This window comes from Nocardioides sp. JS614 (assembly GCF_000015265.1).
GTDB lineage: Bacteria > Actinomycetota > Actinomycetes > Propionibacteriales > Nocardioidaceae > Nocardioides.
Map to the genome: position 1 here is coordinate 1,449,856 of NC_008699.1, position 23,962 is coordinate 1,473,817.

The window sequence follows — 23,962 nt, forward strand, 5'->3', positions numbered from 1 at the left end:
CGATCGCGGGCGATCGGAGGGGTGGGTCGAGGTGTCCGGCCAGATTAGACCGTGTTCTCCTGGCGTGGACGAGACGCTCGTCACGCCGCGGGCTCGCCCCCGAGCTGCTCGCCGAGGAGCTCGAGCGAGCGGGTCAGGAACTCCCGTCGGCTGGCGGGCGGTCGCAGCAGCGCCGCGAGCAGGACGCCGTCGTACGACGCCACCAGGGTCTCGGCGCGGTCGCGGGCGTACCCCTTGCCCGAGGTCGCCATGATCCCCTCGACCAGGGTGACCAGTCGGGACCGGTGGTCGGCGAGCAGCGCGGCCAGGCCGGAGTCACGGGTCGCCGCCATGCTCAGCTCCAGGCGCGCGACGAGCAGCTCGCGCTGATCGAGCCAGTGCAGGAACAGCGACAGGGCGGCATCGATGCTCTCCTCGTCGCCCTCGCACTCGGTCCGGAGCCGCTCCGCGAGCTCGTCGACGTCACCGAGGAGACTCTGCGCGACGTACTCGGTGAGCGCGCCGTGGAGCGCGGCGCGGGTCCGCCAGTAGGCGGAGCAGCTGCCCTCGGGAAGTCCGGCACGACGGTCCACGGCTCGGTGGGTGAGACCGCGCAGCCCGTCGTCGGCGATGACGTGGAGCGCGGCGTCGAGGAGCTGGCGGCGGCGCGGGCTCGTGGACATCGCGACCTTCCTGGTCCTGCTGGCCTGTGAGCCGGGACACTACCTCGTTCCGAGCCCGGCCCTTGTCCGGTGCCGATCACGGAACCAACTTCTGCATAGATGAAATCTACAGTTGTAGAAAGGTACGCCGTGGCCTTCTGCACCACCCAGGCCGCATTCGGCGTGGCCTTCATCGTCTTCGGGCTGATCGCATCCGTCGTCGCCATCGCCGTGCTCGGCGAGTTCGTCGTCAGCAACCGGCGCGACCGGCTCGCGCGCCACGGGTCGGTGCGCACGCACTACCGACGCCTGGTGATCACGCACTGATCGCAGGCGGCCCCTCGGGCCGCGGTCTGGCAGCATCGACCCCGTGCGGCACACCTATCGGTGCCCCCTGCGCTGGGCCGACCTGGACCCACTGGGGCACGTGAACAACGTCGTCTACGTGGACTACCTCCAGGAGGCCCGCGTCGACATGCTGCGCACCCACGGCCCCGCCGCGAGCACCGGCGACCTGGCCGAGGGCGTCGTGGTCGTCCGCCACGAGGTGAGCTACCTCGCCCCGCTCGCCTTCGGGTTCGAGCCGGTGTCCATCGAGTCGTGGGTCACCGAGATCCGAGCGGCGGCCTTCACCCTCGCCTACGAGATCTTCCACGAGCGCGACGAGGGACGACACGTGTACGTGCGTGCCAGGACCGTGCTGACGCCGTACGTCTTCGCCAGCGAGCGTCCGCGCCGGCTCACGGCACTCGAGCGGGAGACCCTGGCGACGTTCCTGGAGCCCGACGAGCCGGGCCCGCGGGCACCACTGGCGTCGGCCCGCCCCGAGGTGGCCGCGCACGCACCGGTGCAGGTGCGGTTCTCCGACGTCGACGTCTACGGCCACGTGAACAACGTGAAGTACTTCGAGTACCTCCAGGAGGCCCGGATCCAGCTGATGGCCGACCTGTGGCAGGGCTTGGAGCCGATCTCGCTCGTCGTCGGGCAGACCGACGTCGACTACCGGGTGCCGATCCTGTTCCGGCCGGAGGCGTACCACGCCTGGTCCTGGATGTCCCGCGTCGGCCAGCGCTCGGCGACGATCGAGTCGCTGATCCTCGACGGGGAGACGGTGCTGGCGCGGGCGCGGATCGCGATCGTGTTCTTCGATCCTCGGACCGAGCGGTCGCTCGCTCCGCCCGAGCCCTACCTCGAGGCGCTGCGCTCGCTGCTGACGTCCTGAGGGCCGGGGGGGGTCGGGCGCCGCCAGCCGCAGCCGCTTCAGGCCGCGGTGCCGCGCCACCCGCACCGCCACGTGCGACAGGTCGAGCGCCCGGGCGGTGGTCTCGATGTCCAAGCCCACGACGTCGAGGCAGCCGACGACGTCGCGCTCACGCGGCGGCAGCGTCGCGAGGGCACGGACCACCCAGTCCTGCGCGGCGTACGACGACTCCGGGCCGGCAAGCGGCCCGGGCTCACCGAGCTCACCGGGGTCGGTGGCGTAGGTGCCGCGACGCCGGCTGCGGCGGCGCACGTTGCCGCCGAGGTTGCGCGCGATGCCGAACAGCCAGCCGGCGAACTCGTCGGCCGTCCCGTCGAAGTCGTGGACCTTCTCGGCGGCGATCAGCCACGCGTCGGCGGCGAGGTCCTCGGCGGCGATGGCACTGTCACCGCTCGGGCGGGTGCTGAGCCAGACCAGCAGACGGCCGGCGTGGCTGCGGTAGAGGGCGCGCCACGCCTCGGCGTCGCCCCGCTTGGCGGACGCCACCACGTCGTCGTCGCTGCTCACCTGGCTTGTCTGCCGCCTGCTCCGCCGCCGGGGTGCTCCCCGGCGGCCTGGTCCGCATTGTCCGCCTTCTGGGTGGCGTGCTCGTCGGGATGGTCGCCGGCATGCTCGTCCGGCCCCTGCCCCTGGTGGTCGGGTCCCTCGTTCTCGCCGGGCTGCTGTCCCTGCCCGACTCCCGGAGTGCCGGTGGGTCCGGCCTGGTCCGACTCGTCCTCACCCTGGGGCTCGTGGGTCCCGGTGGGGCCGGCGCCCGGGGCACTGCCGCCGTCGGTGGCGCCGGTCGACCCGGGCAAGGTGTCGTCCGAGGTCTGGCCGGTCTCGTCGGGCCCGTCGCTCGTCGAGGAGTCGGGCGTGGTGCTCGGGAGGGTGGTGGGCCCGCTCGGGGGCGTTGCCGGCGGCGCCGGCGAGCCGTTGTCGGCGAAGCCGCTGAGCCAGGTGCCGCCGACCAGCACCGTCGCGACACTCGCCGCAGCCAGCCCCACGCGCCAGGCCCGGCGCGGTGCCGCTGCGCCGGCCGGTGCCGGAGCGCCGGCCGCGGCGAGCGAGCTCAGGCGCGCAAGGAACGCAGCGTCCGGCTCCAACGTGGGAGCGGGCGTGCGCAGCTGCGCGCCACGGGTTCGGTGGTCGGCCATGTCGTCCTCGCAGGGTTGGCGGTCCCGACGTTAGTCGGGGGTGGGTCAACGTCGGGACCGCCGGTCCTGGATCAGCCCTCAGCGGGCTCGGGGGAGGCGTGCTCGTTCGGGTGCTCGCCGGCGTGCTCGTCCGGGCCGTTGCCCTGGTCGCCGTCGGCGTGGTCACCCTGGTGGCCGTGCTCCAGGCCGTCCTGGCCGTGCTCGGTGCCACCCTCGAGGGCGTGGGTGTCGGGGTGGGTCCCGGCGTGCTCGTTCGGGCCCTGGGTCTCGGGCGCCTCGGTCTCGGGTGCCTCGGTCTCGGGTGCCTCGGTCTCGGGCGCCTCGGTCTCCGGTGCCTCGGTCTCCGGTGCCTCGTGCTGGGCGCGGGCCTCGGCCGCGCGCGCCTGGCCGAAGGCCGCGTGCTCGTTGACCTCGTGGCCGTTCTTGTTCAGGACGGGCGAGCTCGTCGTGGTGGTCGTGGCACTGGCATCGTCGCTGTCCGAGCCCGTCTGGGTCGCGTACGCCGTACCGAAGGTGAGTGCGGCAGCGAGCGCCGCGGTCGCGGTGACAGCGGTGGTGGTCCTGCGCATGCTGGGCCTCCTGTGTCGGGGGATTGGGTCGGCGGTCTCCCGCCCGTTTCACCCCTGACCTGTCGCGACCCGCGCCCGGTGTTACACGACCTCGAGGATTTCTGGCTCTCCTGACCTATCAGTGGGTGCGTAGAGCCCCGGGTCGGGCGTTGCGTGGCTTGCGGACGGCCTGGGGTGACGGCCGACAAGGCTGGCAGGGGGCACGGTGGGCGGGCGGTTGCGGTTCGCTCCCGGCCGCCGGGTTCTGGCGGGACGTCATGCAGACGGAGCAAGCGGTAACACCGTCCGCATGACCTCCCGGAGACCCCAGCCTCGACCAGGCCCCACCGCCTGGTGCAGAACCACAGATGCAGCAGGAGCGCCGGATTTCTCCGCGCGTGCTCACTCGAGGCTGTTGACCATGAACTGGGCGGCGTGGGTGATGTAGTCCCAGAACTGCGCGTCCTGCTCCGGGGTGAGCGCCACCTCGTCCAGGCCCGCGCGGAAGTGCCGGAGCCAGTGCTCCTTGGCCTCGGGGGTCACCGCGAACGGTGCGTGCCGGGCCCGCAGGCGAGGATGGCCGCGGCTGTCGGAGTACGTCGTGGGGCCGCCCCAGTACTGCACGAGGAACAGCAGGAACCGCTCCTCGGCGGGACCGAGGTCCTCCTCGGGGTACATGGGCCGGAGCACCGGGTCCGCGGCGACCCCCTCGTAGAACCTCGCGACGATCCGCCGGATCGTCTCGAATCCGCCGATCTCCTCGTAGAACGTGCTCACCGGTCCATTCTGGCGGTCGCCGGGTGAGCGTCGTACGCCGGCGTGCAAGACTCGCGACGTCCCGGACTTCCAAGCCGACGAACGAGGAGTGATCCGTCCATGGCAACGACCCGCACCGCCAGCACGCACTGGGAAGGCAGCCTCTTCGAGGGAGCCGGCAAGGTCACCCTCGAGTCCTCCGGCCTCGGCACCTACGACGTCTCGTGGCCTGCGCGCGCGGAGGAGCCGAACGGGAAGACGAGCCCCGAGGAGCTGATCGCCGCGGCACACGCGTCGTGCTTCTCGATGGCACTGTCGAACGGGCTCGCCAAGGCCGGCACCCCGCCCACCTCGCTGGACACCAGCGCCGAGGTCGAGTTCACCCCCGGCACCGGGATCACCGGCATCAAGCTGACCGTCAAGGGCGTCGTCGAGGGCATGAGCGGCGACGACTTCGTCGCGGCCGCCCAGGCCGCCAAGGAGGGCTGCCCGGTCAGCCAGGCGCTCGCCGGCACCACGATCACGCTGGAGGCGTCCCTGGCCTGACCCTCCGATCAGCCCTCGACGGGCTCCGCTTCCTCGGGAGCGGGGCCCGTCTGCTGCTCTCGGTGCCAGATGACCCGCTGGGGGAGCGGGATCTCGATGCCCTCGTGGTCGAAGCGGGCCTTGATCCGTTGGCGCAGCTCGCGGGCGATGCCCCACTGCTCCATCGGCGCGGTCTTGAGCAGCACGCGCAGCGTCAGCGACTCGGGGCCGAGGACCTCGACCCCGGTCACCTCGGGCTCCTCGATGATGATGCCGTGGAAGTCGTCGTCCTCCCACAGGTCGTGCGCCAGCTCCTTGAGGACGCGGGTGACGCGGGCGACGTCCTCGCCATACGCGACGCTGACGTCGACCACCGCCCGCGACCAGTTCTGGCTCATGTTCCCGACCCGCAGGATCTCGCCGTTCGGCACGTACCAGACCGTCCCGTTCAGGTCGCGCAGGCGGGTGACGCGCAGGCTCACCGCCTCGACCGTGCCGCTCGCCTCGCCGACGTCGACCACGTCGCCGACGCCGTACTGGTCCTCGAAGATCATGAAGATCCCCGACAGGAAGTCCTTGACCAGCGACTGGGCGCCGAAGCCGAGCGCGATGCCGATGATGCCGGCGCTGGCGATGATCGGGGCGATGTTGACGCCGATCTCGCTGAGGATCATGGTGCCGAAGACCGCGATCAGCAGGCCGGTGATCACGCTCTTGAGCAGGTCGCCCATGGTCTTGGCGCGCTGCACCCGGCGGGTCGACGCCGCGAGGTCCTGGGCGGTCGCCTGCTGCGCGGCCTTGCCGCGCAGGCCGAACCGGCTCACCCGGTCGGGCAGCACGCCGTCCTCGGCGCTCACCACCAAGCGGTCCACGAGCCGGTGCAGCAGCCACCGGACGACCATCATCAGGAGCAGCAGACCGGCGATCGAGAGCGGCTTGCCGATCAGCACATCCACCGCGTTCGCCACGCCCTGGTTGTCGGTCATCTTGAAGGTCCACTCACACAGGTCGTGGCCCGTGTCGCAGTCGCTGTCTCCGAAGCCGAACATGGGCCCCATGTCTACCGCACCGGGCCTAGGCTCCTCGACCCCACCGAGCCGATAGGCTGGCGGCGTGACCACGAAGCTCGCGCACCCCGTCCTCCGCAGCGTCCTCAGCGGCGTCCGTCGCAGCACCGTCGTGCTGCTCGCCGGCTCGCTCGTCCTCCTCGCCGCCGGCCCCGCGGGCGCGGACACGCCCGAGGGCTGGCCGGTGTCGGACAAGGTCGACCCGGTGCACGCCGTCCTCCTGCTCGGTGGCGTGCCGCTGCTGCTGATCGCGGTGATCGCCGTGCTGGTCATGGTCCCGGGCCGTGGTCGCGAGCGGCACGCGCTGGCCTCGGGCGACGACCAGTGGTTCGGCGGCCCCCGCCAGGGCACGGCCGAGCTGCCGCCGGCCGAGGCCGGCGAGACCGGCGCCGGGGGCGCAAGTGCGCGGTGGTGAGCTGGGCGCCGCCGAGCGGTTCGCGATCGAGGACGCGATCCGCACCGCCGAGCAGGTCTCGCGCTACGAGTTCAGCGTGTTCATCGGCCGTGCCGAGGGCGATCCGCACGCCTTCGCCACCCGCCTGCACGGGTCACTGGTCGCACCCGAGCGCAGCGTCCTCATCCTGGTCGACCCCACCGCGCGGGCCCTGGAGATCGTCACCGGCGCCATCGTGCGCAGCCACCTCACGGACCCCGAGGTCGAGCTGACCGCGCTGCAGATGCAGACGTCGTTCACCGAGGGCGACCTCGTCGGCGGCCTGCGCCGCGGCATCCAGATGCTCGCCGACCACGCGCGCGGACCGGACATCCTCCACTCCGAGCATCGAGGCTGAGCTGAGCGGTCGACCCGCCCGAGCGCCTCGGGCGGGTCGACGCTGCAGCGGGTGCCGAGGCTCAGGCCTGGGCGTCCCTGGCCTGGGCGGCCAAGGCCCGGGCGACATCCGCGCGGCCCTCGCGCACGTAGCGCTTCGCGGCCGGGTTCGCCGGGGAGGACTCCAGCCAGGCGTCCACCCGGTCGAGCAGGTCCTGGCTGGCGAGCTGCTTGGGGAAGATGAACTCCAGCGCGGTCGAAGCCCGCTGGGTGCCCTTCTCCTCCCACATGGTGTCGGCGGCCTCGAGGTACTTCTCGACGTACGGCGCCAGCACCTCGTCCTGGCCGAACACCTGGAAGGCGAGCACCACGCTGCGCTGGGTCTCGTTGGCGACGTCGTCGCGGACCATCGCGATCTCCCACGCCTCGGCCTTCGCCTCGGCGGTGGGCCGCTGCGCCCGGGCGGCGGCGGCGTGCTCCTGCCCGGAGATGGTGTTGTCGCGGGCGAGCTCCTCGGCGATCCGGTCGGCGTCGGCGCGGCCGTTCTTCGCGAGACCGCTGAGCAGGGTCCACCGGAGGTCGGTGTCGACCGCGAGCCCCTGGAACGTGAGCGTGCCGTCGAGCAGGCCCTCGAGGTCGGCGACCGCCGTGTCGCTGTGCGCGGCGCCGGCGTACGCGCGCGCGAACGACAGCTGGTGGTCGCTGCCGGGCTCGGCGTTGTCGAGCAGCTTGCGCAGGCCCTGCTCCCAGGTCGCCCGCAGGGCGGCGCGGTTCTCCGGGGCCGAGTAGAGCGTGGCGGCCTGGGCGGCGTACGTCGGGATCCGGCTCACGCCGAACGCGTCGGTCTCGCTGCCGATCCCGCTGAGCACCAGGGCGACGAAGTCGGTCGCGCTCATCTCCGCGTCGCGGGTCATGTCCCACGCCGCGCCCCAGCAGAGCGCGCGGGCGAGCGAGTCGTCGAGCGTCGCGATGCCACCCACGACGCTCGCCAGGGAGCGCTCGTCGAGGCGGATCTTCGCGTAGGCCAGGTCGCCCTCGTTGAGCAGCAGCAGGTCCGGCTGGCGCTGGCCGACCAGCTCCGCGACCTCGGTGAGCTCGCCGGCGACGTCCGTCTCCAGGGAGGTACGGCGGACCAGCCGGCCGTCCGCGGCGTCGTAGAGACCCACGCCGAGCCGGTGGCGGCGCAGCGTCGGCTGCTCGGGCGCCGCGGTCTGCCGGATCGCGAAGGAGCTGTAGTTGCCCTCGTCGTCGAGCTCGAACTCGGCCGCGAGCGTGTTGACGCCCGAGGTCTGGAGCCACTCCTGGGCCCACGCCTCGAGGTCTCGGCCCGAGGACGCCTCGAGGGCGGCCAGCAGGTCCTTGAACTCGGTGTTGCCGTACTCGAACTCCTTGAAGTAGGCGCGCACGCCCTCCAGGAAGTTCTCCAGGCCGACCCAGGCGACCAGCTGCTTGAGCACCGAGGCGCCCTTGGCGTAGGTGATGCCGTCGAAGTTGACTTCGACGGCGCGCAGGTCGACGTTGTCGGCGGCGATCGGGTGCGTGCTGGGCAGCTGGTCCTGGCGGTAGGCCCAGTTCTTGCGGGCGTTGGTGAAGCCCGTCCAGACCTCGGTGAACTCCGTGGCCTCGACCGCGGCGTGGTAGCACGCCCACTCGGCGAACGACTCGTTGAGCCAGAGGTCGTCCCACCACTTCATCGTCACGAGGTCGCCGAACCACATGTGCGCCATCTCGTGCAAGATGACCTCGACCCGGAACTCGTAGAACGCGCGGTCCTGGCGGCTGCGGGGGAGGTACTCGTCGCGCAGCGTCACGCACCCGGCGTTCTCCATCGCGCCCATGTTGTACTCCGGCACGTAGAGCTGGTCGTACTTGCCGAACGGGTAGGGGTAGTCGAAGGCGTCCTCGAAGTAGCCGAACCCCTGCTCGGTGATCTTCACGAGCTCCTCGACGTCGAGGTGCTCGACGAGCGACTGGCGGCAGTAGTGGCCCAGCGGGATGTCGCCGTGCCTGCCCTTGTAGACGTGCTGCACCTCGTGGTACTCGCCCGCGACGATCGCGGTGACGTACGTCGAGAGCGGCTTGGTCGGCGCGAAGCGCCACACAAGGGGGGCTCCGCCCACAAGGGGGGCTCCGCCCCCCTTGGACCCCCCGTCCAGGACCTCGGGTTCAGGGGTGGGGGAGTTGGAGATGACCTTCCAGCCCTCCGGCGCCGTCACCGTGAACTGGAACGGCGCCTTGAGGTCGGGCTGCTCGAAGGTCGTGTACACGCGCCGGGCGTCGGGGACCTCGAACTGGGAGTAGGTGTAGACCCGGTCGTCGGCGGGGTCGACGAAGCGGTGCAGGCCCTCACCGGTGCGGGAGTAGGTGCAGTCGGCGCGCACGACCAGCTCGTTCTCGGCCGCGAGGCCGGTCAAGGTGATCCGGCTGTCGGCGTACGCCGTGGCCGGGTCGACCTGCTCGCCGTTCAGGGTGATCTCGTGGACGGTCGCGTCCACGAGGTCGGCGAACGTCTCGGCACCGGGCTCGGTGCAGGTGAATCGGATCGTGGTGGTCGAGCCGAAGGTCGCGTCACCGGTCGTGAGGTCCAGGTCGATGGCGTACGAGGTGACGTCCAGGAGCGCGGCGCGGGTCGCGGCCTCGTCCCGGGTGAGGTTGGTTCCAGGCATGCGACGCATCCTGCCACCCGGGCCGGGGTCACCGGAAAGGGAGATGCATCGGCATGATGAGCCCGTGAGCGAGCCGGGTCGGACACGCGAGGTCGCCGTGCTCTTCCTCCGGTTGGGCACGATCGCCTTCGGCGGCCCCGTCGCGCACACCGCGATGATGCGCGAGGAGCTCGTCCGCCGCCGCGGCTGGGTCACCGACGAGCGGTTCGTGGACCTGATGGGCGCCACGAACCTGATCCCGGGGCCGAACTCCACCGAGCTCGCCATCCACCTCGGCTTCGACCGGGCCCGTTGGCGCGGCCTGCTGCTCGCCGGTGTGTGCTTCATCCTCCCCGCGGCGCTGATCGTCACCGCGCTCGCCTGGGCCTACGTCGAGTACGGCGACACCCCGTCGGCCGAGTGGCTGCTCTACGGCGTGGTGCCGGCGGTCCTGGCGATCGTCGCCTGGGCCCTGGTGGCGCTGCTGCGGACGGTCGTGAAGACCGTGTGGCTCGGGTTGCTCGCGCTCGCCGGCCTGGCGGCGTACTTCCTCGGCGTCCACGAGCTGGTGGTGCTCTTCGGTGGCGCCGCGGTCGCCGGCCTGGCCCGCGTCGCGAGCCGCGCCGGAGGCTCGCGCCACGGGCTGCTGGCACCGCTCGCGGTGCTGTTCCCCGACCCCACCGGCGGCCAGCTCGCCCAGCTGTTCCTGACCATGCTCAAGATCGGCGCGGTGCTCTACCGCAGCGGCTACGTGCTGCTGGCGTTCCTCCAGGGCGACCTGGTCGACCGGCTGGGGTGGGTGACCCAGCAGCAGCTGCTCGACGCCGTGTCGATCGGCCAGGTCACGCCGGGTCCGGTGTTCACGACCGCGACGTTCCTCGGCTACCTCGTGGCCGGGCTGCCGGGAGCGTTCCTCGCGACGGTCGGGATCTTCCTGCCGTCCTTCGTCTTCGTCGGGCTGCTGACCCGGATCACCGACCGGCTCCGGTCCTCGCCGTGGACCTCGACGATGCTCGACGGGCTCAACGCGACCGCCCTCGCCCTGATGGCCGGCGTCTCGTGGGAGCTGGGCCGGGCGGCCCTCGTCGACGGCTGGACGGTCGGGATCTTCGCGGTCACCCTCCTGCTGATGTGGCGGACCGAGCTCAACAGCGCCTGGTACGTCGCCGGGGGCGCGACCGCGGGAATAGTCCTCGGCCTGATCGGTTGGAACTGACATGACCTCCGACACGACCACCGGCACCCGTTCCCGGGCGGACTTCTGGTTCGACCCGGCCTGTCCGTTCGCCTGGATCACCTCCCGGTGGATCCTCGAGGTCGAGAAGGTCCGGGACATCGACGTGACCTGGCACATCATGAGCCTGGCCTACCTCAACCAGGACAAGGACATCTCCGACGAGTACCGCGAGTTCCTGGCCACCGCCTGGGAGCCGGTGCGCGTGCTGATGGCCGCGGAGCAGAAGTACGGCAAGGACGTCCTGCTGCCGCTGTACACCGCGATGGGCACCCGGATCCACATCGGGAAGCAGGACCGGGACCGCGCGATGATCGAGGCGGCCCTCGCGGACGCCGGTCTCGACCTGGCGCTCGCCGACGCGATGGACGACTCGTCGTACGACGAGGCGATCGCGCGCTCCCACCACCTCGGCATGGACCAGGTCGGCAACGAGGTCGGCACCCCCACGATCGCGTTCGAGGGTCACGCGTTCTTCGGGCCGGTGCTCAGCAAGACCCCACGCGGTGAGGATGCCGGCCGGATGTGGGACGCGTTCGTCACGCTCTCGGCCTTCGAGGACTTCTACGAGCTCAAGCGCAGCCGCACCAAGGACCTCGACTTCACCTGAGCGGCGCCCCTAGCCTCGGGGACATGACCACGCACCACACACCGCAGGCCAGCTGGGGTGACGACGTCCGGGTGCTCGCGCGGGCGCTCGACCAGGCCGGGGACGTGCTCGACCAGGTGCACCGGGACGTCCTCGACAGACCGACGCCGTGCGCGGACTGGGACGTCGCAGCCCTTGCCGACCACTTGGTCGCGACGCCGCCCAACTTCCTCGCCATGGCGCACGGCGAGCAGCCCGACTGGTCGGCGCCGCCGCACGTCACCGAGGAGTGGGGCCCGGCGTTCCGGGTGGCCGGCGACGACCTGATCCACTGGTGGCACGAGCACGGCGGCGAGACGGAGTCGACCGCCGACATGGCGACCTCAGAGCTCGCGGTGCACACCTGGGACCTGGCGCGGGCGATCGGCTTCCCCGTCGAGCGCCTCGACCCGCAGGTCGCGACCCGGGCGCTGGAGTTCCTGCGGTCCGGCCTGACGCCGGACAACAGAGGCGGGGTGTTCGGTCCCGAGCAGCAGGCCGCCGCCGACGCCGGACCCTACGTGCGGCTCGCCGCGTTCGCGGGGCGCTCGACCGGGTGACCCGGGCCTGGTCGGCTCAGCCTCGAGGCTCAGGTGCCGGCGCCGCCGGCCGCCGCCGCGGCGGCCGTCGTCGCTGCCACCGCGGTGATGGCCGCCGTCGAGGCGGTGATCGCGTCGCGGACGGCCTTGGCGGCCCAGTCACCCTTCGCGACCTGCTTCGCCCGCTTGCGCACCTGCCCGGCCGAGAGGCCCTCGTGGTCGACGACCTGGTGCGGCTTGTCGATGGCCGAAAGCAGCGCGACCAGCGCGCCGGTGCGCTCGTCGGGCTCGACGCCCTGGACGAGGACGGCGGTCAGCTGCCGGCGGACCTCCTGCTCCCGGCTGGAGTCCACGGCGGGCCAGCGGGTGCGCGGGAACAGGCCCAGCACCCGGTCGTCGTGCCGCTCGAGGATGCCGCGCGCGCCGAGCCGCTCGGCGAGCGCTTCCCGCGTGCCCTTCCCGAGCCGGTCCACGAGGTCGTGGGCGGTGCGCGGCTTGGCCGCCACGACGTCGTACGCCGTGCGCAGCACTGCGTCCTGCGGAGCCGCACCCGGCAGGGCGCGGACCTTGGCCGAGTGCCACACGCCGGTCTGCTCCTCGACCTCCACCGCCCCGGCGGACGCCAGCTCCACGAGGAGCGCTCCGCCGAGCACGGCCTGGGGGTAGGAGGTCAGCGTGAGCTTCCCGCTCTCGTCGTCGAGCAGCAACAGGAGCAGGTCCTCCGCGATCAGGGTCTCCACGATCTGACGGTAGCGCGACGCCGCGGGAAACCCGCTGGCCGGCGATCCCTAGGATTGACCCCATGAGTCGCGTCCTGTCCGCCGTCGCCTGGCCGTACGCCAACGGCCCGCGCCACATCGGCCACGTCGCCGGTTTCGGCGTGCCCTCCGACGTCTTCAGCCGGTACATGCGGATGGCGGGCCACGACGTGCTCATGGTCTCCGGCTCCGACGAGCACGGGACACCGATCCTGATCGCGGCCGACGAGGCCGGGCTCTCGCCGCAGGAGCTGGCCGATCGCAACCACCGGATCATCGCCGAGGACCTGGCCTCGCTCGGCCTGACCTACGACCTCTACACGCGCACCACCACCCGCAACCACCACGCGGTCGTGCAGGAGCTGTTCCTCGGCGTCTACGAGAACGGGTACTTCGTCGAGCAGACGACGTACGGCGCCATCTCGCCCTCGACCGGGCGCACCCTGCCCGACCGCTACATCGAGGGCACCTGCCCGATCTGCGGGTACGACGGCGCGCGCGGCGACCAGTGCGACAACTGCGGCAACCAGCTGGACCCGCACGACCTGATCGACCCGCGCTCGAAGATCAACGGCGAGACGCCGGAGTTCATCGAGACCCAGCACTTCTTCCTCGACCTGCCCGCGCTGGCCGAGGCGCTGGGGGAGTGGCTCGACGGGCGCGAGGCGACGGGGCTCTGGCGGCCGAACGTGATCCGGTTCAGCCAGAACATCCTCAAGGAGATCCGGCCGCGAGCGATGACCCGCGACATCGACTGGGGCATCGCCGTACCCCTCGACGGCTGGCGGGAGAACCCGACCAAGAGGCTCTACGTCTGGTTCGACGCGGTGATCGGCTACCTGTCGGCGTCCATCGAGTGGGCCCGCCGTCTCGACGAGCCCGACCGCTGGCGCGACTGGTGGAACGACCCGGACGCCCTGTCGTACTACTTCATGGGCAAGGACAACATCACCTTCCACAGCCAGATCTGGCCGGCCGAGCTGCTGGCCTACTCCGGCAAGGGCGCGAAGGGCGGCACGCCGCGACAGTACGGCGAGCTGAACCTGCCCACCGAGGTCGTCTCCTCGGAGTTCCTCACGATGGAGGGGCGCAAGTTCTCCTCCTCCAAACGGGTCGTGATCTACGTGCGCGACCTGCTCAGCCGGTACCAGCCGGACGCGTTCCGCTACTTCGTCGCGGCCGCCGGGCCGGAGAACCAGGACTCCGATTTCACCTGGTCGGAGTTCGTGCGTCGCACCAACGACGAGCTGGTCGCCGGCTGGGGCAACCTGGTCAACCGCACCGCGAACCTGATCGCGAAGAACTTCGGGGAGATCCCGAAGGCCGGCGAGCTCACCGCAGCGGACCAGGCTCTCCTGGACTCCGTGGCCTCGGCGTTCGGCGTCGTCGGCGACCTCATCGGCCGGCACCGGCAGAAGCAGGCGATCGGCGAGGCGATGCGGGCCGTGGCCGAGGTCAACAAGTACGTCTCCGACACCGAGCCGTGGAAGATCAAGGACGACCCCGACCGGCTCGGCACGATCCTGCACGTCGTCGCCCAGTGTGTGGCCGACCTCAACCTGATCCTCTCGCCGTTCCTGCCGTTCGCCGCGAACGAGGTGGACCGGGCGCTGGGCGGCTCGGGCGAGATCGCCCCGATGCCGCGCCTGGAGGAGGTCGACGACCTCGACGGCGGCGCGCCGTACCCGATCATCACCGGGGAGTACTCCGGCTTCCCCGCCTGGGAGCGGCGCCCGATCGTGCCCGGCACCCCGGTCTCGAAGCCCACGCCGATCTTCACCAAGCTCGACCCGTCGATCGTCGACGAGGAGCTCGCCCGGCTGGAGAGCTGAGGGGCGACACGCCGGCGGGGTTCGGCTGCCAGGTGACGCCTCGGACCGGTCGCGTGCCTCAGTCGTCGCGCACCCGACCGCGCAGCGACTTCGTCCGGCCGCGCTGCTTCTTGGCCTCCAGCCGGCGCTGCTGGGAGCCACGGGTCGGCTTGGTCGGTCGGCGGGGTGGCGGCGGGGGCGCGAGTGCCTCGCGCAGCCGTTCCGCGAGCCGCTCCCGGGCGGCGACCCGGTTGCGGTGCTGGGAGCGGTGCTCGCTGGCGACCACCCGCACGGGCGAGCCGAGCCGGCCGACGACACGAGCCCGCTGGGCGTCGTCGAGGACAGTCGAGACGGCCGCGTCGTACTCCAGCTCGACCCGGCTGTCGGTGGTGTTCACCGACTGCCCGCCGGGGCCCGGCGAGCGGGAGAAGCGCTCCACCAGCTCGCCCTCCGGGACCACCAGCCCGGCAGGCAGACCGGGCCCGGGCGGGACGACGAGGTCCATCCCCGGGATCAGCGTCGCTTGCGCCACTCGATGGCGGGACAGGTGTCCATCACCATCGGCACGCCGGCCTGCGTGGTCCGCGCGAACGCGTCCTCGTCGATGACGCCGAGCTGGAACCACACGCCCTTCGCGCCGATCGCCACGGCCTGGTCCGCGAACTCCCCGGCTGCCTCGGAGCGGCGGAAGACGTCCACCACGTCGACCGGGAACGGGATGTCGGCCAGGCTCGCGTAGCCCTGCTCGCCCAGCACCGTCGGGGCGGCGGGGTGTACCGGCACGATCCGCTTGCCGTGCTGCTGGAGCAGGGCGGCGATGGAGTACGCCGTGCGGCTCGGGTCGCCCGAGAGGCCCACCACCGCCCAGGTCTCGCAGTCGTCGAGCATGAACCGGACCCGCTCCGGGTCCTGCCAGTCCGCCATGGTCGCAGCCTAGTCGGGAGGGAAATCGCAGGATTCGATCAGACTTCTGGGTTTCTGGTCACGGCCGTCTCGCGGAGGAGTTAACGTGGCGCGATCTCGCGCTACCGAGTGGTAGCGCCACCTGAGTTGCTCGGGAGGGAGCACTTTCATGAACCTTCGCACCATCACCGCACGCGCCGCCGGCGCGGGCGCCGTCACCGCCCTGATCGCGGGCGGCCTGGTCGCCGCCACCAGCACCACCGCCGACGCCGCCGAGGTCACCGGCAGCTATGCCTGCACGGCGCTGGGCTCCCCCGTGGGAAGCTTCCCGCTGTCGGTCTCGGTGCCGCTGCTCCCGCCGAGCGCGCCCGCGGGCATGACCATCACCCCGCTGCTCGGCGTGGAGGCCCACCTCGTCGTTCCCTCGGTGCTCCTGCAGGCCGCCGGGATCGACGGTGGCACCGTTGACGACTTCGGGATGACCCTCGGCTCGGAGACCATCGGGGCTCCCCTCACCGTGACCGACATCGCCGACAACGGCGACGGGACCTCGACGGTCAACGCTACGGGCATCAACGAGACGTTCACGACGCCCAGGGCCGGGACCTACGACGTCAAGCTGCCCACGGCGTTCACGTTCTCCAGCACCTCCCAGGGGAACCCGAGCGTGCCGGTCGCGTGCTCGACCGCCGACCCGGCGACCCTCGGCACCGTCGCGCTGTCGAAGCAGGCCAGCGAGATGACGGTGAAGGCCGTCAAGCGGCACCGGGTCATCGTGACCGTGACGAACGAGTACAGCACGCCGTCCGGCAAGGTCGTGGCCAAGGTCGGCAAGAAGGCCTTCTCCGAGAAGCTCGACAGCAATGGCAAGACCGTCTTCACCTTCCCGAAGGCACTGAAGGGCAAGAAGGCCGTCTTCAGCTACAAGGGTGACGGGTTCACCGCTGGCGACAGCAAGGACGCGCTCGGCAAGCCGATCTCGGTCATCATCAAGTGACGGCCCGGCACTAGCGCCGAACCGGCGAACGCCCGGCCGGGTTCTGCCCCGGCCGGGCGTTCGCGCGCCCGGCCGCGAACAGTCGCTGACCCGCGGATAGAGTCCGACACATGAGCTCCGAGTTCCCTCTCTTCGCCCTCTCCGAGGAGCACCAGGCCGTCCGCGAGGCGGCCCGAGCCGTGTGCGACGCGAAGGTCGCACCGTTCGCCGCCGACGTCGACGAGCACGCCCGCTACCCGCGGGAGGCGGCCGAGGCCCTGCTGGCTGCGGACTTCCACGCCCCGCACATCCCGGAGCAGTACGGCGGTGCCGGCGCCGACGCGCTCGCCACCGTGATCATCATCGAGGAGGTCGCCCGGGCCTGTGCCTCGAGCAGCCTGATCCCGGCGGTGAACAAGCTGGGGTCGCTGCCGATCCAGCTGGCCGGCTCGGAGGAGCTGAAGGCGAAGTACCTGGGTGCGCTGGCGCGCGGTGAGGGCGGGTTCTCCTACTGCCTCTCCGAGCCGGACGCGGGCTCGGACGCGGTGGGGATGAAGGCCCGAGCCGTGCGCGACGGGGACACCTGGGTGCTCAACGGCGTGAAGCGCTGGATCACCAACGCGGGCGAGTCGGAGTACTACACGGTGATGGCGGTGACGGACCCCGAGAAGCGCTCCCGGGGGATCAGCGCGTTCGTGGTGGAGAAGAGCGACGAGGGCGTCTCCTTCGGTGCCCCGGAGAAGAAGCTCGGCATCAAGGGCTCTCCGACCCGGGAGGTCTACCTGGACAACGTCCGCATCGGTGCGGACCGGATGATCGGGGCGGAGGGCGGCGGGTTCGAGATCGCGATGCGCACCCTGGACCACACCCGGGTCACGATCGCGGCGCAGGCCGTCGGCATCGCCCAGGGGGCGTTGGACTACGCGCTGGGCTACGCCCAGGAGCGCAAGCAGTTCGGGAAGCCGATCAGCGACTTCCAGGGCCTGCAGTTCCTGCTGGCCGACATGGGGATGAAGGTCGAGGCCGCGCGCCAGCTGACCTACGCGGCGGCCGGGAAGTCCGAGCGGGGCGACAGCGACCTGACGTTCTTCGGGGCTGCGGCGAAGTGCTTCGCCTCCGACGTCGCCATGGAGGTCACCACCAACGCCGTCCAGGTCCTCGGCGGGTACGGCTACACCCGGGACTACCCGGTCGAGCGGATGATGCGGGACGCGAAGATCACCCAGATCTACGAGGGCACCAACCAGGTGCAGCGGATCGTGATGGCCCGCCAGCTCCTCGCCGGCGTCCAGTCCCAGCTCTGACCTTCCGCCCGCCGGTGGACCAGCGCGGCGACCCGGTCGCGCATCCGCGGCGCCGTGGCCGGGTACCTCCTCGGAAGTCGGATCGAGGAGGTCAGGACATGCCCCAGCAGCAGTGGAGCGAGAAGCGCGAGCGGCAGTACGACCACATCAAGGAGGGCCTCGAGGAGCGTGGCCGTCCGGAGGACGAGGCCGAGGAGATAGCCGCGCGCACGGTGAACAAGGAGCGGGCCCGCAGCGGCGAGGCACGCCAGCGCAGCCGGACCTCGACCGAGGACATCTCGTCCTCCCGTCGTGGCGGCCTACGCTCGCACTCCGGGTCCGGTGGGCGCACCCGTGACCAGCTCTACGAGGAGGCCCGCCGCAAGAACGTCAAGGGCCGCTCGTCGATGAACAAGGCCGAGCTGGAGCGGGCCGTCGGCCGATGAGCGTCAGCCCTCGGCGGACACCTCGGCGCTGCCCGCCGTCGAGGGGGAGCGCAGCCAGTGCGCGAGGACGGTCTCGAGCGACCCACTGGTCACCGGCTTGGTGATGTAGTCGTCCATGCCGGCGGCCAGGCAGCGCTCGCGGTCGCCCGCGACCGCGGAGGCGGTCATCGCGATGATCGGCAGGCCGCGGCCGCCCAGCTCCAGGCGGCGGATCTCGGCGGTCGCCTGGTAGCCGTCCATCACGGGCATCAGGCAGTCCATGAGCACCGCGTCGAAGGACTGCGTGCGCAGCGCCTCCAGGGCGGCGAGCCCGTCGGCGGCGACCTCGACCTGGTAGCCGAGGTGCTCGAGGATGCCGATCGCCACGAGTTGGTTGATCTCGCTGTCCTCGACGACGAGGAGGCGGGCTCCTCGTGGCTCGGGGGCGGGCTCCGGTGCCGGCGTGCCGCTTGGGCCGTTCGGGAGGTCGGCGATCGCCTCGACCAGCGCGTGCGGACGCACCGGCTTGACGAGGCGGGCCGCCAGGCCCGCCGGGAGCGACGCGGTCGGCAGCACGTCCGTGTCCGACGTGAGCAGGATGGTCGCCGTACCGGCCAGCTCCGGGGCGTCCTCGATCATGGCGGCGAGGTCGAGGCCGTTGATCCCGGGCATCGACAGGTCCAGGAGCGCGAGGCGGTACGGCGCACCCGCGGCCGCCGCCTGGTGCAGCCGGACCAGTGCCTCGTCGCCCGAAGACGCCAGGTCCACCTCGACTCCCCAACGCGTCAGCTGCTCGACCAGCGCCGTGCGGCTGCTCTCGCTGTCGTCGACGACCAGTGCGGACTGCCCCCGCCAGGCGTCGGCCAGGGCCAGGTGGGCCTGCGGTTGGCCGGCGCGCACGGGCAGCGGGACGACGACCCAGAACCGGCTCCCGGGACCTGACCGTGGCTCGACGCCGATCGCACCGCCCATGGCGGTGACGAGCTGGCGGCTGATCGCCAGCCCCAGCCCGGTGCCGCCGAAGCGCCGCGTGGTGGTGGAGTCCGCCTGGGTGAACGCATCGAACAGGTGCTCCCGCTGGGCGGGGTCGATGCCGATGCCGGTGTCGGCGACCTCGAACCGCACGCTCGCCACGTCCGCGACCGGTGCCCGCTCGAGCTGCGCCGAGAGGACGACCTCGCCGGTCCGGGTGAACTTGATCGCGTTCGAGGTGAGGTTGAGCAGTACCTGGCGCAGGCGGACCGCGTCGCCACGGAGCCCGGGCGGCACCTCGGGCGAGCAGCGTACGACGAGCGCGAGCCCCTTCTCCTGGGCCGGGCCCGCGACCATCCGGGCGGTCTCGTCGAGCAACCGGGCGACGTCGAGGTCGACCTCCTCCAGCTCCAGCCGGCCGGCCTCGATCTTGGAGAAGTCGAGGATGTCGTTGATGACCTGGAGCAGCGCCTCGCCGGCCACCCGGATGCCCTCGGCGTACCGGCCCTGCTGGCCGTCCAGGCGGGTCGTCAGCATCAGCTCGGTCAGCCCGAGGACCCCGTTCAGCGGCGTCCGGATCTCGTGGCTCATGGTGGCGAGGAAGGTCGACTTCGCGCGCGAGCCGGCCAGCGCGGCGTCTCGCGCTCGGCCCAGTTCCAGCTCCATCTCCTTGCGCTCGGTCGAGTCCGACAGCGAGATCACGATCCCGCGGACGGCGGGATCATGGAGGAGATTGACGAACCGGGCGAGGATCCAGCGCGGCTTCTCGTGCTCCGGCACGAGCAGGAACTCCTCCTGCACGATGGCGTCGGGTGCCGCCACGGTGCGCGCCAGCGCGTCCTCGAGCCCGTCGTGCAGCCGCAGCCCGGCGGCCTCGGCCCAGGCGGGCAGCCCGCGCCGTGGCGACGGGCCGAGGTACTCCTGGACGCCGCTGGACGAGAACACGATGTCGAGCCGCTCGTCGACGACGAGGATGGCGTCGACCGAGTTGTCCGCGAGTGCCTGGAGGTACTCGTGGCTGCGCGCCAGCTCGGCGTGGGCGGCGTCCTCGGACGCCAGGAGCCGGCCGACGCGGAGCAGGGTGATCAGGAGCAGGACGCCCATCCCGAGGTAGGGGACGTAGAGGGCGCGCTGGTCGTGGTGGGTGACCAGGTGAGCCACGGGGGGCACGGCGGCCGGGAGGATGGCGAGCAGCATCCGCGCGGTGTGCCGGCGCCGCACGGCGGGCCGCCCGACCCGAGCCATGCTCGCGGCGGCGGCATCGCGCGGCAGGGCGGCGGCCGCGAGGAGCAGCATGCCGAGCAGCCAGCCGGTGTCCAGGCGGTCGGGGGCTCCGCCCGCCACGATCGCGAGGCTGGTCAGCAGCCACGTGCCCGTGGCGCCCGTGAGCAGCCAGCCGGTCGCCGAGCGGCCACGACGTACGACGACGGCGCGGGCCGCGAAGGCGAGCAGGGTGAGGTCCGCGACCGGCGTCGAGACCTGGAGGGCGCCTTCGGCGACACTCAGTCCGGTGGCCTCGAACGCTGCGGTGGTGGACGCCGTCCACACGAGCAGTACCGCCACGGTCACGATGGTCGCCGCCTCGAGGAGGGCGTCGACGCGCACCAGGCGTCTCCGGCTCCCCGGGGGAGTGAGGACCTGGAGCAACGCGGCCCCGAGGAACAGGTAGCCGATGAAGTAGGCGACCGCGGCCGACCATTCGCCGACGCCGAGCCCGGCCCAGCCCGCGACGCACCGCTCCAGCACGTCCCCTGTCACGGACACGCTGACGGCCGTCGCCACCAGCAGCGGGACGCCCCGGCCCGCCGGGTGGCGGAGCACGCCCACCCAGGCGATCGCGACGGCGACGAGGACGCCGGCCAGGTAGGTCAGGTCACCCGTGCGGCCCGAGGGGGTGACCAGGTGGAGGCCGACGACGCCGACGACGGCACACGCCACCCCGGCCACGGCCGGCCGGGGCGTCGTCCTGTCGTCCGGCGCGTCCATCGTCCTCCGGTTCTATCGGGTGAGGTCAGGTCGGTCGAGGCCGCCTCGCCGCACGCCGGAACGACCGCGCACGGTGTCGGCCGTACCTCAACCTTCGGCCGGAGAGCGGCAGACCTGATGCCAACTCCGCGAGCGCTGTGCGCGGTCCCCCGTAAGGGTGGTGTGCCGTCTGGGGCGCGCTGCGAGGATCGAGTCGGCGGGCGCCTCGCGCGCCCGCCGCCAATCGCCCAGGAGGTGCGAGATGGAGCACCGACGAGAGGCCACCGCCCGGCTCTTCGACGAGTTGGAGAACGCGTCCGACGACGAGCGCCGCCGTATTCGCGACGAGATCGTCCGGCTCAACATGGGCGTCGCCAGCGACTGCGCCCGTCGCTACCGGCAGCGCGGCATCGCCACCGAGGACCTGGACCAGGTGGCCTACCTGGGGTTGGTCAAGGCGGTCCGCGGCTTCGAGCCGGGCCGCGGCCACGACTTCTTGTCCTTCGCGGTGCCGACGATCCGTGGCGAGGTGCGCCGGCACTTCCGCGATCTCGGCTGGGCGCTGCGGCCGCCCCGATCGATCCAGGAGCTCCAGTCGCGCATTCACGCTGCCGAGGGCGACCTGTCCCAGGAGCTGGGTCGCTCGCCGCGGCCGAGCGACCTCGCCCGCCACCTCGGGGTCGACCTGGAGCAGGTGCTCGACGCGCTGGGCGCGACCGGCTGCTTCGCCCCGGCCTCACTCGACGTGGTCGGCGCCGACGGTGACGACTCCCTGGGCGACCGGCTCGGCACGGCGGATCCGGCGTTCGACCAGGCCGAGGCACGGATCACGCTGGCGGCGGTGCTGCGCGGACTGACGCCGAGGGAGCGTCGGATCCTCGAGCTGCGGTTCTTCGGCAACCACACCCAGGCCGAGATCGGCGCCGACATCGGCGTCACCCAGATGCAGGTCTCCCGGCTGCTGAACCGGATCCTGGCCCGCCTGCGGGAGCGGATGCTCGCCGCCTCCGACGAGGCGCCGGTGTCCTCGGGCCCGGCGGCTTAGGAGATCGGCGGCAGCTCCGAGGCGCGACCGGTGAAGGTGGGCGCCCGCTTCTCCAGGAACGCGGCGACGCCCTCCTTCCCGTCACCGATCGAGGCCCAGTACATGGCCAGGGAGTCCGACAGGTGCGCCTCGAGGGGGTCGGCGACCGCGCTGTTGCGATAGAGCAGCCGCTTCGCCAGGCCCAGCGCCATGGGGGACCGACCGACCACGAAGGAACGGGCGAGGTCGTGCGCCGCGGCGAGCAGCTCGTCCGGCTCGTGCACGCTGCGCACCAGGCGGCCGGCGAGCGCGGCGTCGGCGGTGAGGATGTCCGCCGAGTAGACCCACTCGAGTGCCTGCTGGATGCCCACGATCCGCGGCAGGAACCAGGTCGACGCCGCCTCCGGGACGATGCCGAGCCGCCCGAAGACAAAGCCGATCCGGGCCCTCGTCGACGCCAGCCGCAGGTCCATCGCCAGCGTCATCGTGGCGCCGATGCCGACCGCCGGGCCGTTGATCGCCGCGATCACCGGCTTCGGCAGGGCGTGGATCGCGAGCGTGACGCGGCCGCCGGTGTCGCGCACCCCGTCGTGGTACGGCGGCTCGTCGTACGACGCCCGGAACTCCTCGGGCGTCGGGCGCAGCGACTCGTCGAGCCCGAACACGTTGCCCTCGACCGCCAGGTCCATCCCGGCGCAGAACGCGCGGCCGGCGCCGGTGACCACGACCGCGCGCACGTCGTCGGACCAGGCGTCGCCGCGGAAGACCGACTCGAGCTCGCGCGCCATGGTCACGTCGAAGGCGTTGAGCTGGTCGGGCCGGTTCAAGGTGAGTGTGGCGATCCCGTCCGTGTCGACGGACCAGTCGAGGGTCTGGTAGCTCATCCGGTCACGCTCTTCGGGAGTCCGGTGGGCGTGCACAGGCTCGCCGGGATGGCGTCGGTCCTGTCCTCGATGATGTAGCGGAACATCTGCTGGGAGCGCTCGGCGTCCCAGTGCACCGCGAGGTCGGCGATCGGCACCACGCAGCTGAGCCCGTTCTCGCCGTTGACGTGCGTCATCGACGAGGCCCACATGGCTGCCCGCACGGGGCTGGTGCCCTCGCCGAAGGCGAAGAAGTCGGGGACGGCGTTGGACAGCCGCCAGTAGCGGACCGGGTTGAGCACCGTCCACGGCGACACCACCTCGTCGCCGACCGCCGCGACGACCTCGCGCTGCCGCTTGACCCGGTCGATGTCGCCGATGTTGGAGGTGTGCCGGGACCGGGCGTAGCCGAGGGCCGTGGTGCCGTCGGCCTCCTGGCAGCCCTTCTTCACGTCCAGGTTCGCCAGCTTGTCCACCATGTCCTGCTTCGGGCAGATCGTGATGCCGCCGACGGCGTCCACGACGCCTGCGAGCCCGCCGAGCCCGATCTCCACGTAGTCGTCGACCCGGATCCCGGTGTTCTGCTCGATGGTCTTCACCAGCAGCTTGGGACCGCCGTACGCGTAGGCCGCGTTGATCTTCGTGGTGCCGTGCCCCGGGATCTCCACGAGCGAGTCGCGAGGGATGGACATCAGCAGGTTGGGGCCGTCGCCGGTGTGCAGCAACATGATCGTGTCGGTGCGCTGTCCCGCCGCGTTGCCGGTGCCGAGCTGCTTGCGCTCCTCGGGACTCAGGCCGGCCCGCGAGTCGCTGCCGACCAGCAGGTACGTCGTGCCGGGCTGGTCGCCGGGTCGGTCCCCGGAGGGCTCGAAGTCGACCTTGTCGACCTTGCTCCAGGCCCAGAGCGGCACGGCGACCAGGTAGACCACCCACAGCACGAGCAGGGCCACGACGATCCGCAGCCAGAACCCCGGCCCCCGGCGCCGGCCGCGGGGTCGGCCGCCGGGAGGCGGACCGGTGGGCGGGCCGGTGGGCGGCGTGGGGCGGCCGGGCTGCGTCGCCGGCCGGCCCGGTGCGGGCGGCCGGGTCTCGCCGGGTCGCGGGACCGTGGGCAGCACCCGGGTCTCGTCGGGTCGCGGCTCGCGGCCCGGGTCCTCGGAGCCGCCGTACAGCCAGTGGAAGTCGGGAGACCCGTCCCCGGGCTCGCCGTCCCCCCGGGGGCGATCAGTCATG

Annotated in this window: 25 protein-coding genes and 1 pseudogene; 13 read left to right on the forward strand and 13 right to left on the reverse strand. The window is 71.9% G+C overall.

Going from position 1 to position 23,962, the window contains the following annotated elements:
• Positions 1-80 precede the first annotated feature (80 nt).
• Complete coding sequence (locus NOCA_RS25625) at positions 81-662, reverse strand: TetR/AcrR family transcriptional regulator (RefSeq protein ID WP_011754834.1); 582 nt, start codon at positions 660-662, stop codon at positions 81-83.
• A 129-nt stretch (positions 663-791) separates the two neighbouring features.
• On the opposite strand from NOCA_RS25625, the gene NOCA_RS27475 reads away from it, so the two are divergent.
• The gene (locus tag NOCA_RS27475) at positions 792-968 is read left to right on the forward strand and encodes a hypothetical protein (protein WP_158305646.1); all 177 of its coding nucleotides are present in this window, start codon (positions 792-794) and stop codon (positions 966-968) included.
• Between the two features lie 43 nt (positions 969-1,011).
• Positions 1,012-1,863 carry an acyl-CoA thioesterase gene (locus NOCA_RS08365; protein ID WP_011754835.1) on the forward strand — a complete coding sequence of 284 codons (852 nt, stop codon included), beginning with the start codon at positions 1,012-1,014 and terminating at the stop codon, positions 1,861-1,863.
• 39 nt (positions 1,864-1,902) lie between these two features.
• Here NOCA_RS08365 and NOCA_RS28640 read toward each other — a convergent pair.
• From NOCA_RS28640 to NOCA_RS08380, 4 genes and pseudogenes are all read right to left on the reverse strand, one after another.
• Positions 1,903-2,409: pseudogene (locus NOCA_RS28640) on the reverse strand (RNA polymerase sigma factor); the annotation flags it as partial.
• Complete coding sequence (locus NOCA_RS08370) at positions 2,406-3,038, reverse strand: hypothetical protein (RefSeq protein WP_011754836.1); 633 nt, start codon at positions 3,036-3,038, stop codon at positions 2,406-2,408. The gene NOCA_RS08370 and the pseudogene NOCA_RS28640, both read right to left, overlap by 4 nt.
• A 71-nt stretch (positions 3,039-3,109) precedes the next feature.
• Positions 3,110-3,607, reverse strand: coding sequence for a hypothetical protein (locus tag NOCA_RS27480; protein ID WP_011754837.1), 498 nt, complete (start codon positions 3,605-3,607; stop codon positions 3,110-3,112).
• 381 nt (positions 3,608-3,988) lie between these two features.
• Positions 3,989-4,363: a globin gene (locus NOCA_RS08380; RefSeq protein WP_011754838.1), complete on the reverse strand. Its 375-nt coding sequence runs from the start codon at positions 4,361-4,363 to the stop codon at positions 3,989-3,991.
• Between the two features lie 99 nt (positions 4,364-4,462).
• Between NOCA_RS08380 and NOCA_RS08385 the strand changes: the two genes are divergently transcribed.
• The gene (locus tag NOCA_RS08385; protein ID WP_011754839.1) at positions 4,463-4,888 is read left to right on the forward strand and encodes an OsmC family protein; all 426 of its coding nucleotides are present in this window, start codon (positions 4,463-4,465) and stop codon (positions 4,886-4,888) included.
• 8 nt (positions 4,889-4,896) lie between these two features.
• On the opposite strand, the gene NOCA_RS08390 is transcribed toward NOCA_RS08385, so the two are convergent.
• Positions 4,897-5,916 carry a mechanosensitive ion channel family protein gene (locus NOCA_RS08390; protein ID WP_238383437.1) on the reverse strand — a complete coding sequence of 340 codons (1,020 nt, stop codon included), beginning with the start codon at positions 5,914-5,916 and terminating at the stop codon, positions 4,897-4,899.
• A gap of 64 nt (positions 5,917-5,980) precedes the next feature.
• On the opposite strand from NOCA_RS08390, the gene NOCA_RS08395 reads away from it, so the two are divergent.
• Together NOCA_RS08395 and NOCA_RS08400 are read left to right on the forward strand one after the other, a co-directional pair.
• Positions 5,981-6,349: a hypothetical protein gene (locus NOCA_RS08395; protein ID WP_011754841.1), complete on the forward strand. Its 369-nt coding sequence runs from the start codon at positions 5,981-5,983 to the stop codon at positions 6,347-6,349.
• Positions 6,336-6,725 carry a DUF5130 family protein gene (locus tag NOCA_RS08400; RefSeq protein ID WP_011754842.1) on the forward strand — a complete coding sequence of 130 codons (390 nt, stop codon included), beginning with the start codon at positions 6,336-6,338 and terminating at the stop codon, positions 6,723-6,725. Before NOCA_RS08395 ends, NOCA_RS08400 begins: the two co-directional genes overlap by 14 nt.
• A 61-nt stretch (positions 6,726-6,786) precedes the next feature.
• Here the strand turns inward: NOCA_RS08400 and pepN are convergent, their stop codons facing one another.
• Positions 6,787-9,369 (reverse strand): aminopeptidase N, encoded by a 2,583-nt coding sequence (gene pepN / locus NOCA_RS08405; protein ID WP_041546399.1) that lies wholly within the window; start codon positions 9,367-9,369, stop codon positions 6,787-6,789.
• Positions 9,370-9,433: 64 nt separating this feature from the next.
• On the opposite strand from pepN, the gene chrA reads away from it, so the two are divergent.
• Genes chrA through NOCA_RS08420 form a run of 3 tightly spaced genes read left to right on the forward strand, consistent with a single transcriptional unit; the run spans position 9,434 to position 11,770 of the window.
• Positions 9,434-10,564: a chromate efflux transporter gene (chrA, locus tag NOCA_RS08410; protein ID WP_011754844.1), complete on the forward strand. Its 1,131-nt coding sequence runs from the start codon at positions 9,434-9,436 to the stop codon at positions 10,562-10,564.
• 1 nt (position 10,565) lies between these two features.
• Entirely contained in the window at positions 10,566-11,192 is a 627-nt protein-coding gene (locus tag NOCA_RS08415) for a mycothiol-dependent nitroreductase Rv2466c family protein (protein WP_011754845.1), read from the forward strand.
• A gap of 23 nt (positions 11,193-11,215) precedes the next feature.
• Positions 11,216-11,770, forward strand: a complete 555-nt coding sequence (locus NOCA_RS08420) for a TIGR03086 family metal-binding protein (protein ID WP_011754846.1) — start codon at positions 11,216-11,218, stop codon at positions 11,768-11,770.
• Between the two features lie 29 nt (positions 11,771-11,799).
• Here the strand turns inward: NOCA_RS08420 and NOCA_RS08425 are convergent, their stop codons facing one another.
• Positions 11,800-12,489 (reverse strand): GOLPH3/VPS74 family protein, encoded by a 690-nt coding sequence (locus NOCA_RS08425; protein ID WP_011754847.1) that lies wholly within the window; start codon positions 12,487-12,489, stop codon positions 11,800-11,802.
• Positions 12,490-12,551: 62 nt separating this feature from the next.
• On the opposite strand from NOCA_RS08425, the gene metG reads away from it, so the two are divergent.
• A complete protein-coding gene (gene metG, locus NOCA_RS08430) occupies positions 12,552-14,339 on the forward strand; it encodes a methionine--tRNA ligase (protein WP_011754848.1) in 1,788 nt (595 codons plus the stop codon).
• Between the two features lie 58 nt (positions 14,340-14,397).
• Here metG and arfB read toward each other — a convergent pair whose 3' ends face one another.
• Both arfB and NOCA_RS08440 read right to left on the reverse strand, forming a co-directional pair.
• Positions 14,398-14,823 (reverse strand): alternative ribosome rescue aminoacyl-tRNA hydrolase ArfB, encoded by a 426-nt coding sequence (gene arfB / locus NOCA_RS08435; RefSeq protein ID WP_041547252.1) that lies wholly within the window; start codon positions 14,821-14,823, stop codon positions 14,398-14,400.
• 8 nt (positions 14,824-14,831) lie between these two features.
• Entirely contained in the window at positions 14,832-15,242 is a 411-nt protein-coding gene (locus NOCA_RS08440; RefSeq protein ID WP_011754850.1) for a CoA-binding protein, read from the reverse strand.
• Positions 15,243-15,390: 148 nt separating this feature from the next.
• Here NOCA_RS08440 and NOCA_RS08445 point away from each other — a divergent pair, with 148 nt between their 5' ends.
• The 3 genes from NOCA_RS08445 to NOCA_RS08455 all read left to right on the forward strand — a co-directional run bounded on the left by NOCA_RS08445 (position 15,391) and on the right by NOCA_RS08455 (position 17,926).
• The gene (locus NOCA_RS08445; protein ID WP_011754851.1) at positions 15,391-16,218 is read left to right on the forward strand and encodes a hypothetical protein; all 828 of its coding nucleotides are present in this window, start codon (positions 15,391-15,393) and stop codon (positions 16,216-16,218) included.
• Between the two features lie 110 nt (positions 16,219-16,328).
• Positions 16,329-17,501, forward strand: a complete 1,173-nt coding sequence (locus NOCA_RS08450; RefSeq protein WP_011754852.1) for an acyl-CoA dehydrogenase family protein — start codon at positions 16,329-16,331, stop codon at positions 17,499-17,501.
• Positions 17,502-17,599: 98 nt separating this feature from the next.
• Complete coding sequence (locus NOCA_RS08455; RefSeq protein WP_011754853.1) at positions 17,600-17,926, forward strand: hypothetical protein; 327 nt, start codon at positions 17,600-17,602, stop codon at positions 17,924-17,926.
• A 3-nt stretch (positions 17,927-17,929) separates the two neighbouring features.
• Here NOCA_RS08455 and NOCA_RS25630 read toward each other — a convergent pair whose 3' ends face one another.
• Positions 17,930-20,863: a hybrid sensor histidine kinase/response regulator gene (locus NOCA_RS25630; RefSeq protein ID WP_011754854.1), complete on the reverse strand. Its 2,934-nt coding sequence runs from the start codon at positions 20,861-20,863 to the stop codon at positions 17,930-17,932.
• Between the two features lie 241 nt (positions 20,864-21,104).
• On the opposite strand from NOCA_RS25630, the gene NOCA_RS08465 reads away from it, so the two are divergent.
• A complete protein-coding gene (locus NOCA_RS08465; RefSeq protein WP_011754855.1) occupies positions 21,105-21,887 on the forward strand; it encodes a SigB/SigF/SigG family RNA polymerase sigma factor in 783 nt (260 codons plus the stop codon).
• Here NOCA_RS08465 and NOCA_RS08470 read toward each other — a convergent pair.
• Positions 21,884-22,750: a crotonase/enoyl-CoA hydratase family protein gene (locus NOCA_RS08470; RefSeq protein WP_011754856.1), complete on the reverse strand. Its 867-nt coding sequence runs from the start codon at positions 22,748-22,750 to the stop codon at positions 21,884-21,886. The genes NOCA_RS08465 and NOCA_RS08470 overlap by 4 nt on opposite strands.
• Complete coding sequence (locus NOCA_RS08475) at positions 22,747-23,961, reverse strand: LCP family protein (protein ID WP_011754857.1); 1,215 nt, start codon at positions 23,959-23,961, stop codon at positions 22,747-22,749. The genes NOCA_RS08470 and NOCA_RS08475 overlap by 4 nt, the downstream gene beginning before the upstream one ends.
• Position 23,962: the final 1 nt, after the last annotated feature.

What these genes read in the sequence shown, in the direction of transcription:
- NOCA_RS25625 (WP_011754834.1), bottom strand. Translation starts at nt 662, where the DNA reads ATGTCCACGAGCCCGCGCCGCCGCCAGCTCCTCGACGCCGCGCTCCAC.
- NOCA_RS08370 (WP_011754836.1), bottom strand. Translation starts at nt 3,038, where the DNA reads ATGGCCGACCACCGAACCCGTGGCGCGCAGCTGCGCACGCCCGCTCCC.
- NOCA_RS27480 (WP_011754837.1), bottom strand. Translation starts at nt 3,607, where the DNA reads ATGCGCAGGACCACCACCGCTGTCACCGCGACCGCGGCGCTCGCTGCC.
- NOCA_RS08385 (WP_011754839.1), top strand. Translation starts at nt 4,463, where the DNA reads ATGGCAACGACCCGCACCGCCAGCACGCACTGGGAAGGCAGCCTCTTC.
- NOCA_RS08390 (WP_238383437.1), bottom strand. Translation starts at nt 5,916, where the DNA reads ATGTTCGGCTTCGGAGACAGCGACTGCGACACGGGCCACGACCTGTGT.
- pepN (WP_041546399.1), bottom strand. Translation starts at nt 9,369, where the DNA reads ATGCCTGGAACCAACCTCACCCGGGACGAGGCCGCGACCCGCGCCGCG.
- NOCA_RS08415 (WP_011754845.1), top strand. Translation starts at nt 10,566, where the DNA reads ATGACCTCCGACACGACCACCGGCACCCGTTCCCGGGCGGACTTCTGG.
- NOCA_RS08420 (WP_011754846.1), top strand. Translation starts at nt 11,216, where the DNA reads ATGACCACGCACCACACACCGCAGGCCAGCTGGGGTGACGACGTCCGG.
- metG (WP_011754848.1), top strand. Translation starts at nt 12,552, where the DNA reads ATGAGTCGCGTCCTGTCCGCCGTCGCCTGGCCGTACGCCAACGGCCCG.
- arfB (WP_041547252.1), bottom strand. Translation starts at nt 14,823, where the DNA reads ATGGACCTCGTCGTCCCGCCCGGGCCCGGTCTGCCTGCCGGGCTGGTG.
- NOCA_RS08440 (WP_011754850.1), bottom strand. Translation starts at nt 15,242, where the DNA reads ATGGCGGACTGGCAGGACCCGGAGCGGGTCCGGTTCATGCTCGACGAC.
- NOCA_RS08445 (WP_011754851.1), top strand. Translation starts at nt 15,391, where the DNA reads ATGAACCTTCGCACCATCACCGCACGCGCCGCCGGCGCGGGCGCCGTC.
- NOCA_RS08450 (WP_011754852.1), top strand. Translation starts at nt 16,329, where the DNA reads ATGAGCTCCGAGTTCCCTCTCTTCGCCCTCTCCGAGGAGCACCAGGCC.
- NOCA_RS08455 (WP_011754853.1), top strand. Translation starts at nt 17,600, where the DNA reads ATGCCCCAGCAGCAGTGGAGCGAGAAGCGCGAGCGGCAGTACGACCAC.
- NOCA_RS25630 (WP_011754854.1), bottom strand. Translation starts at nt 20,863, where the DNA reads ATGGACGCGCCGGACGACAGGACGACGCCCCGGCCGGCCGTGGCCGGG.
- NOCA_RS08465 (WP_011754855.1), top strand. Translation starts at nt 21,105, where the DNA reads ATGGAGCACCGACGAGAGGCCACCGCCCGGCTCTTCGACGAGTTGGAG.
- NOCA_RS08470 (WP_011754856.1), bottom strand. Translation starts at nt 22,750, where the DNA reads ATGAGCTACCAGACCCTCGACTGGTCCGTCGACACGGACGGGATCGCC.
- NOCA_RS08475 (WP_011754857.1), bottom strand. Translation starts at nt 23,961, where the DNA reads ATGACTGATCGCCCCCGGGGGGACGGCGAGCCCGGGGACGGGTCTCCC.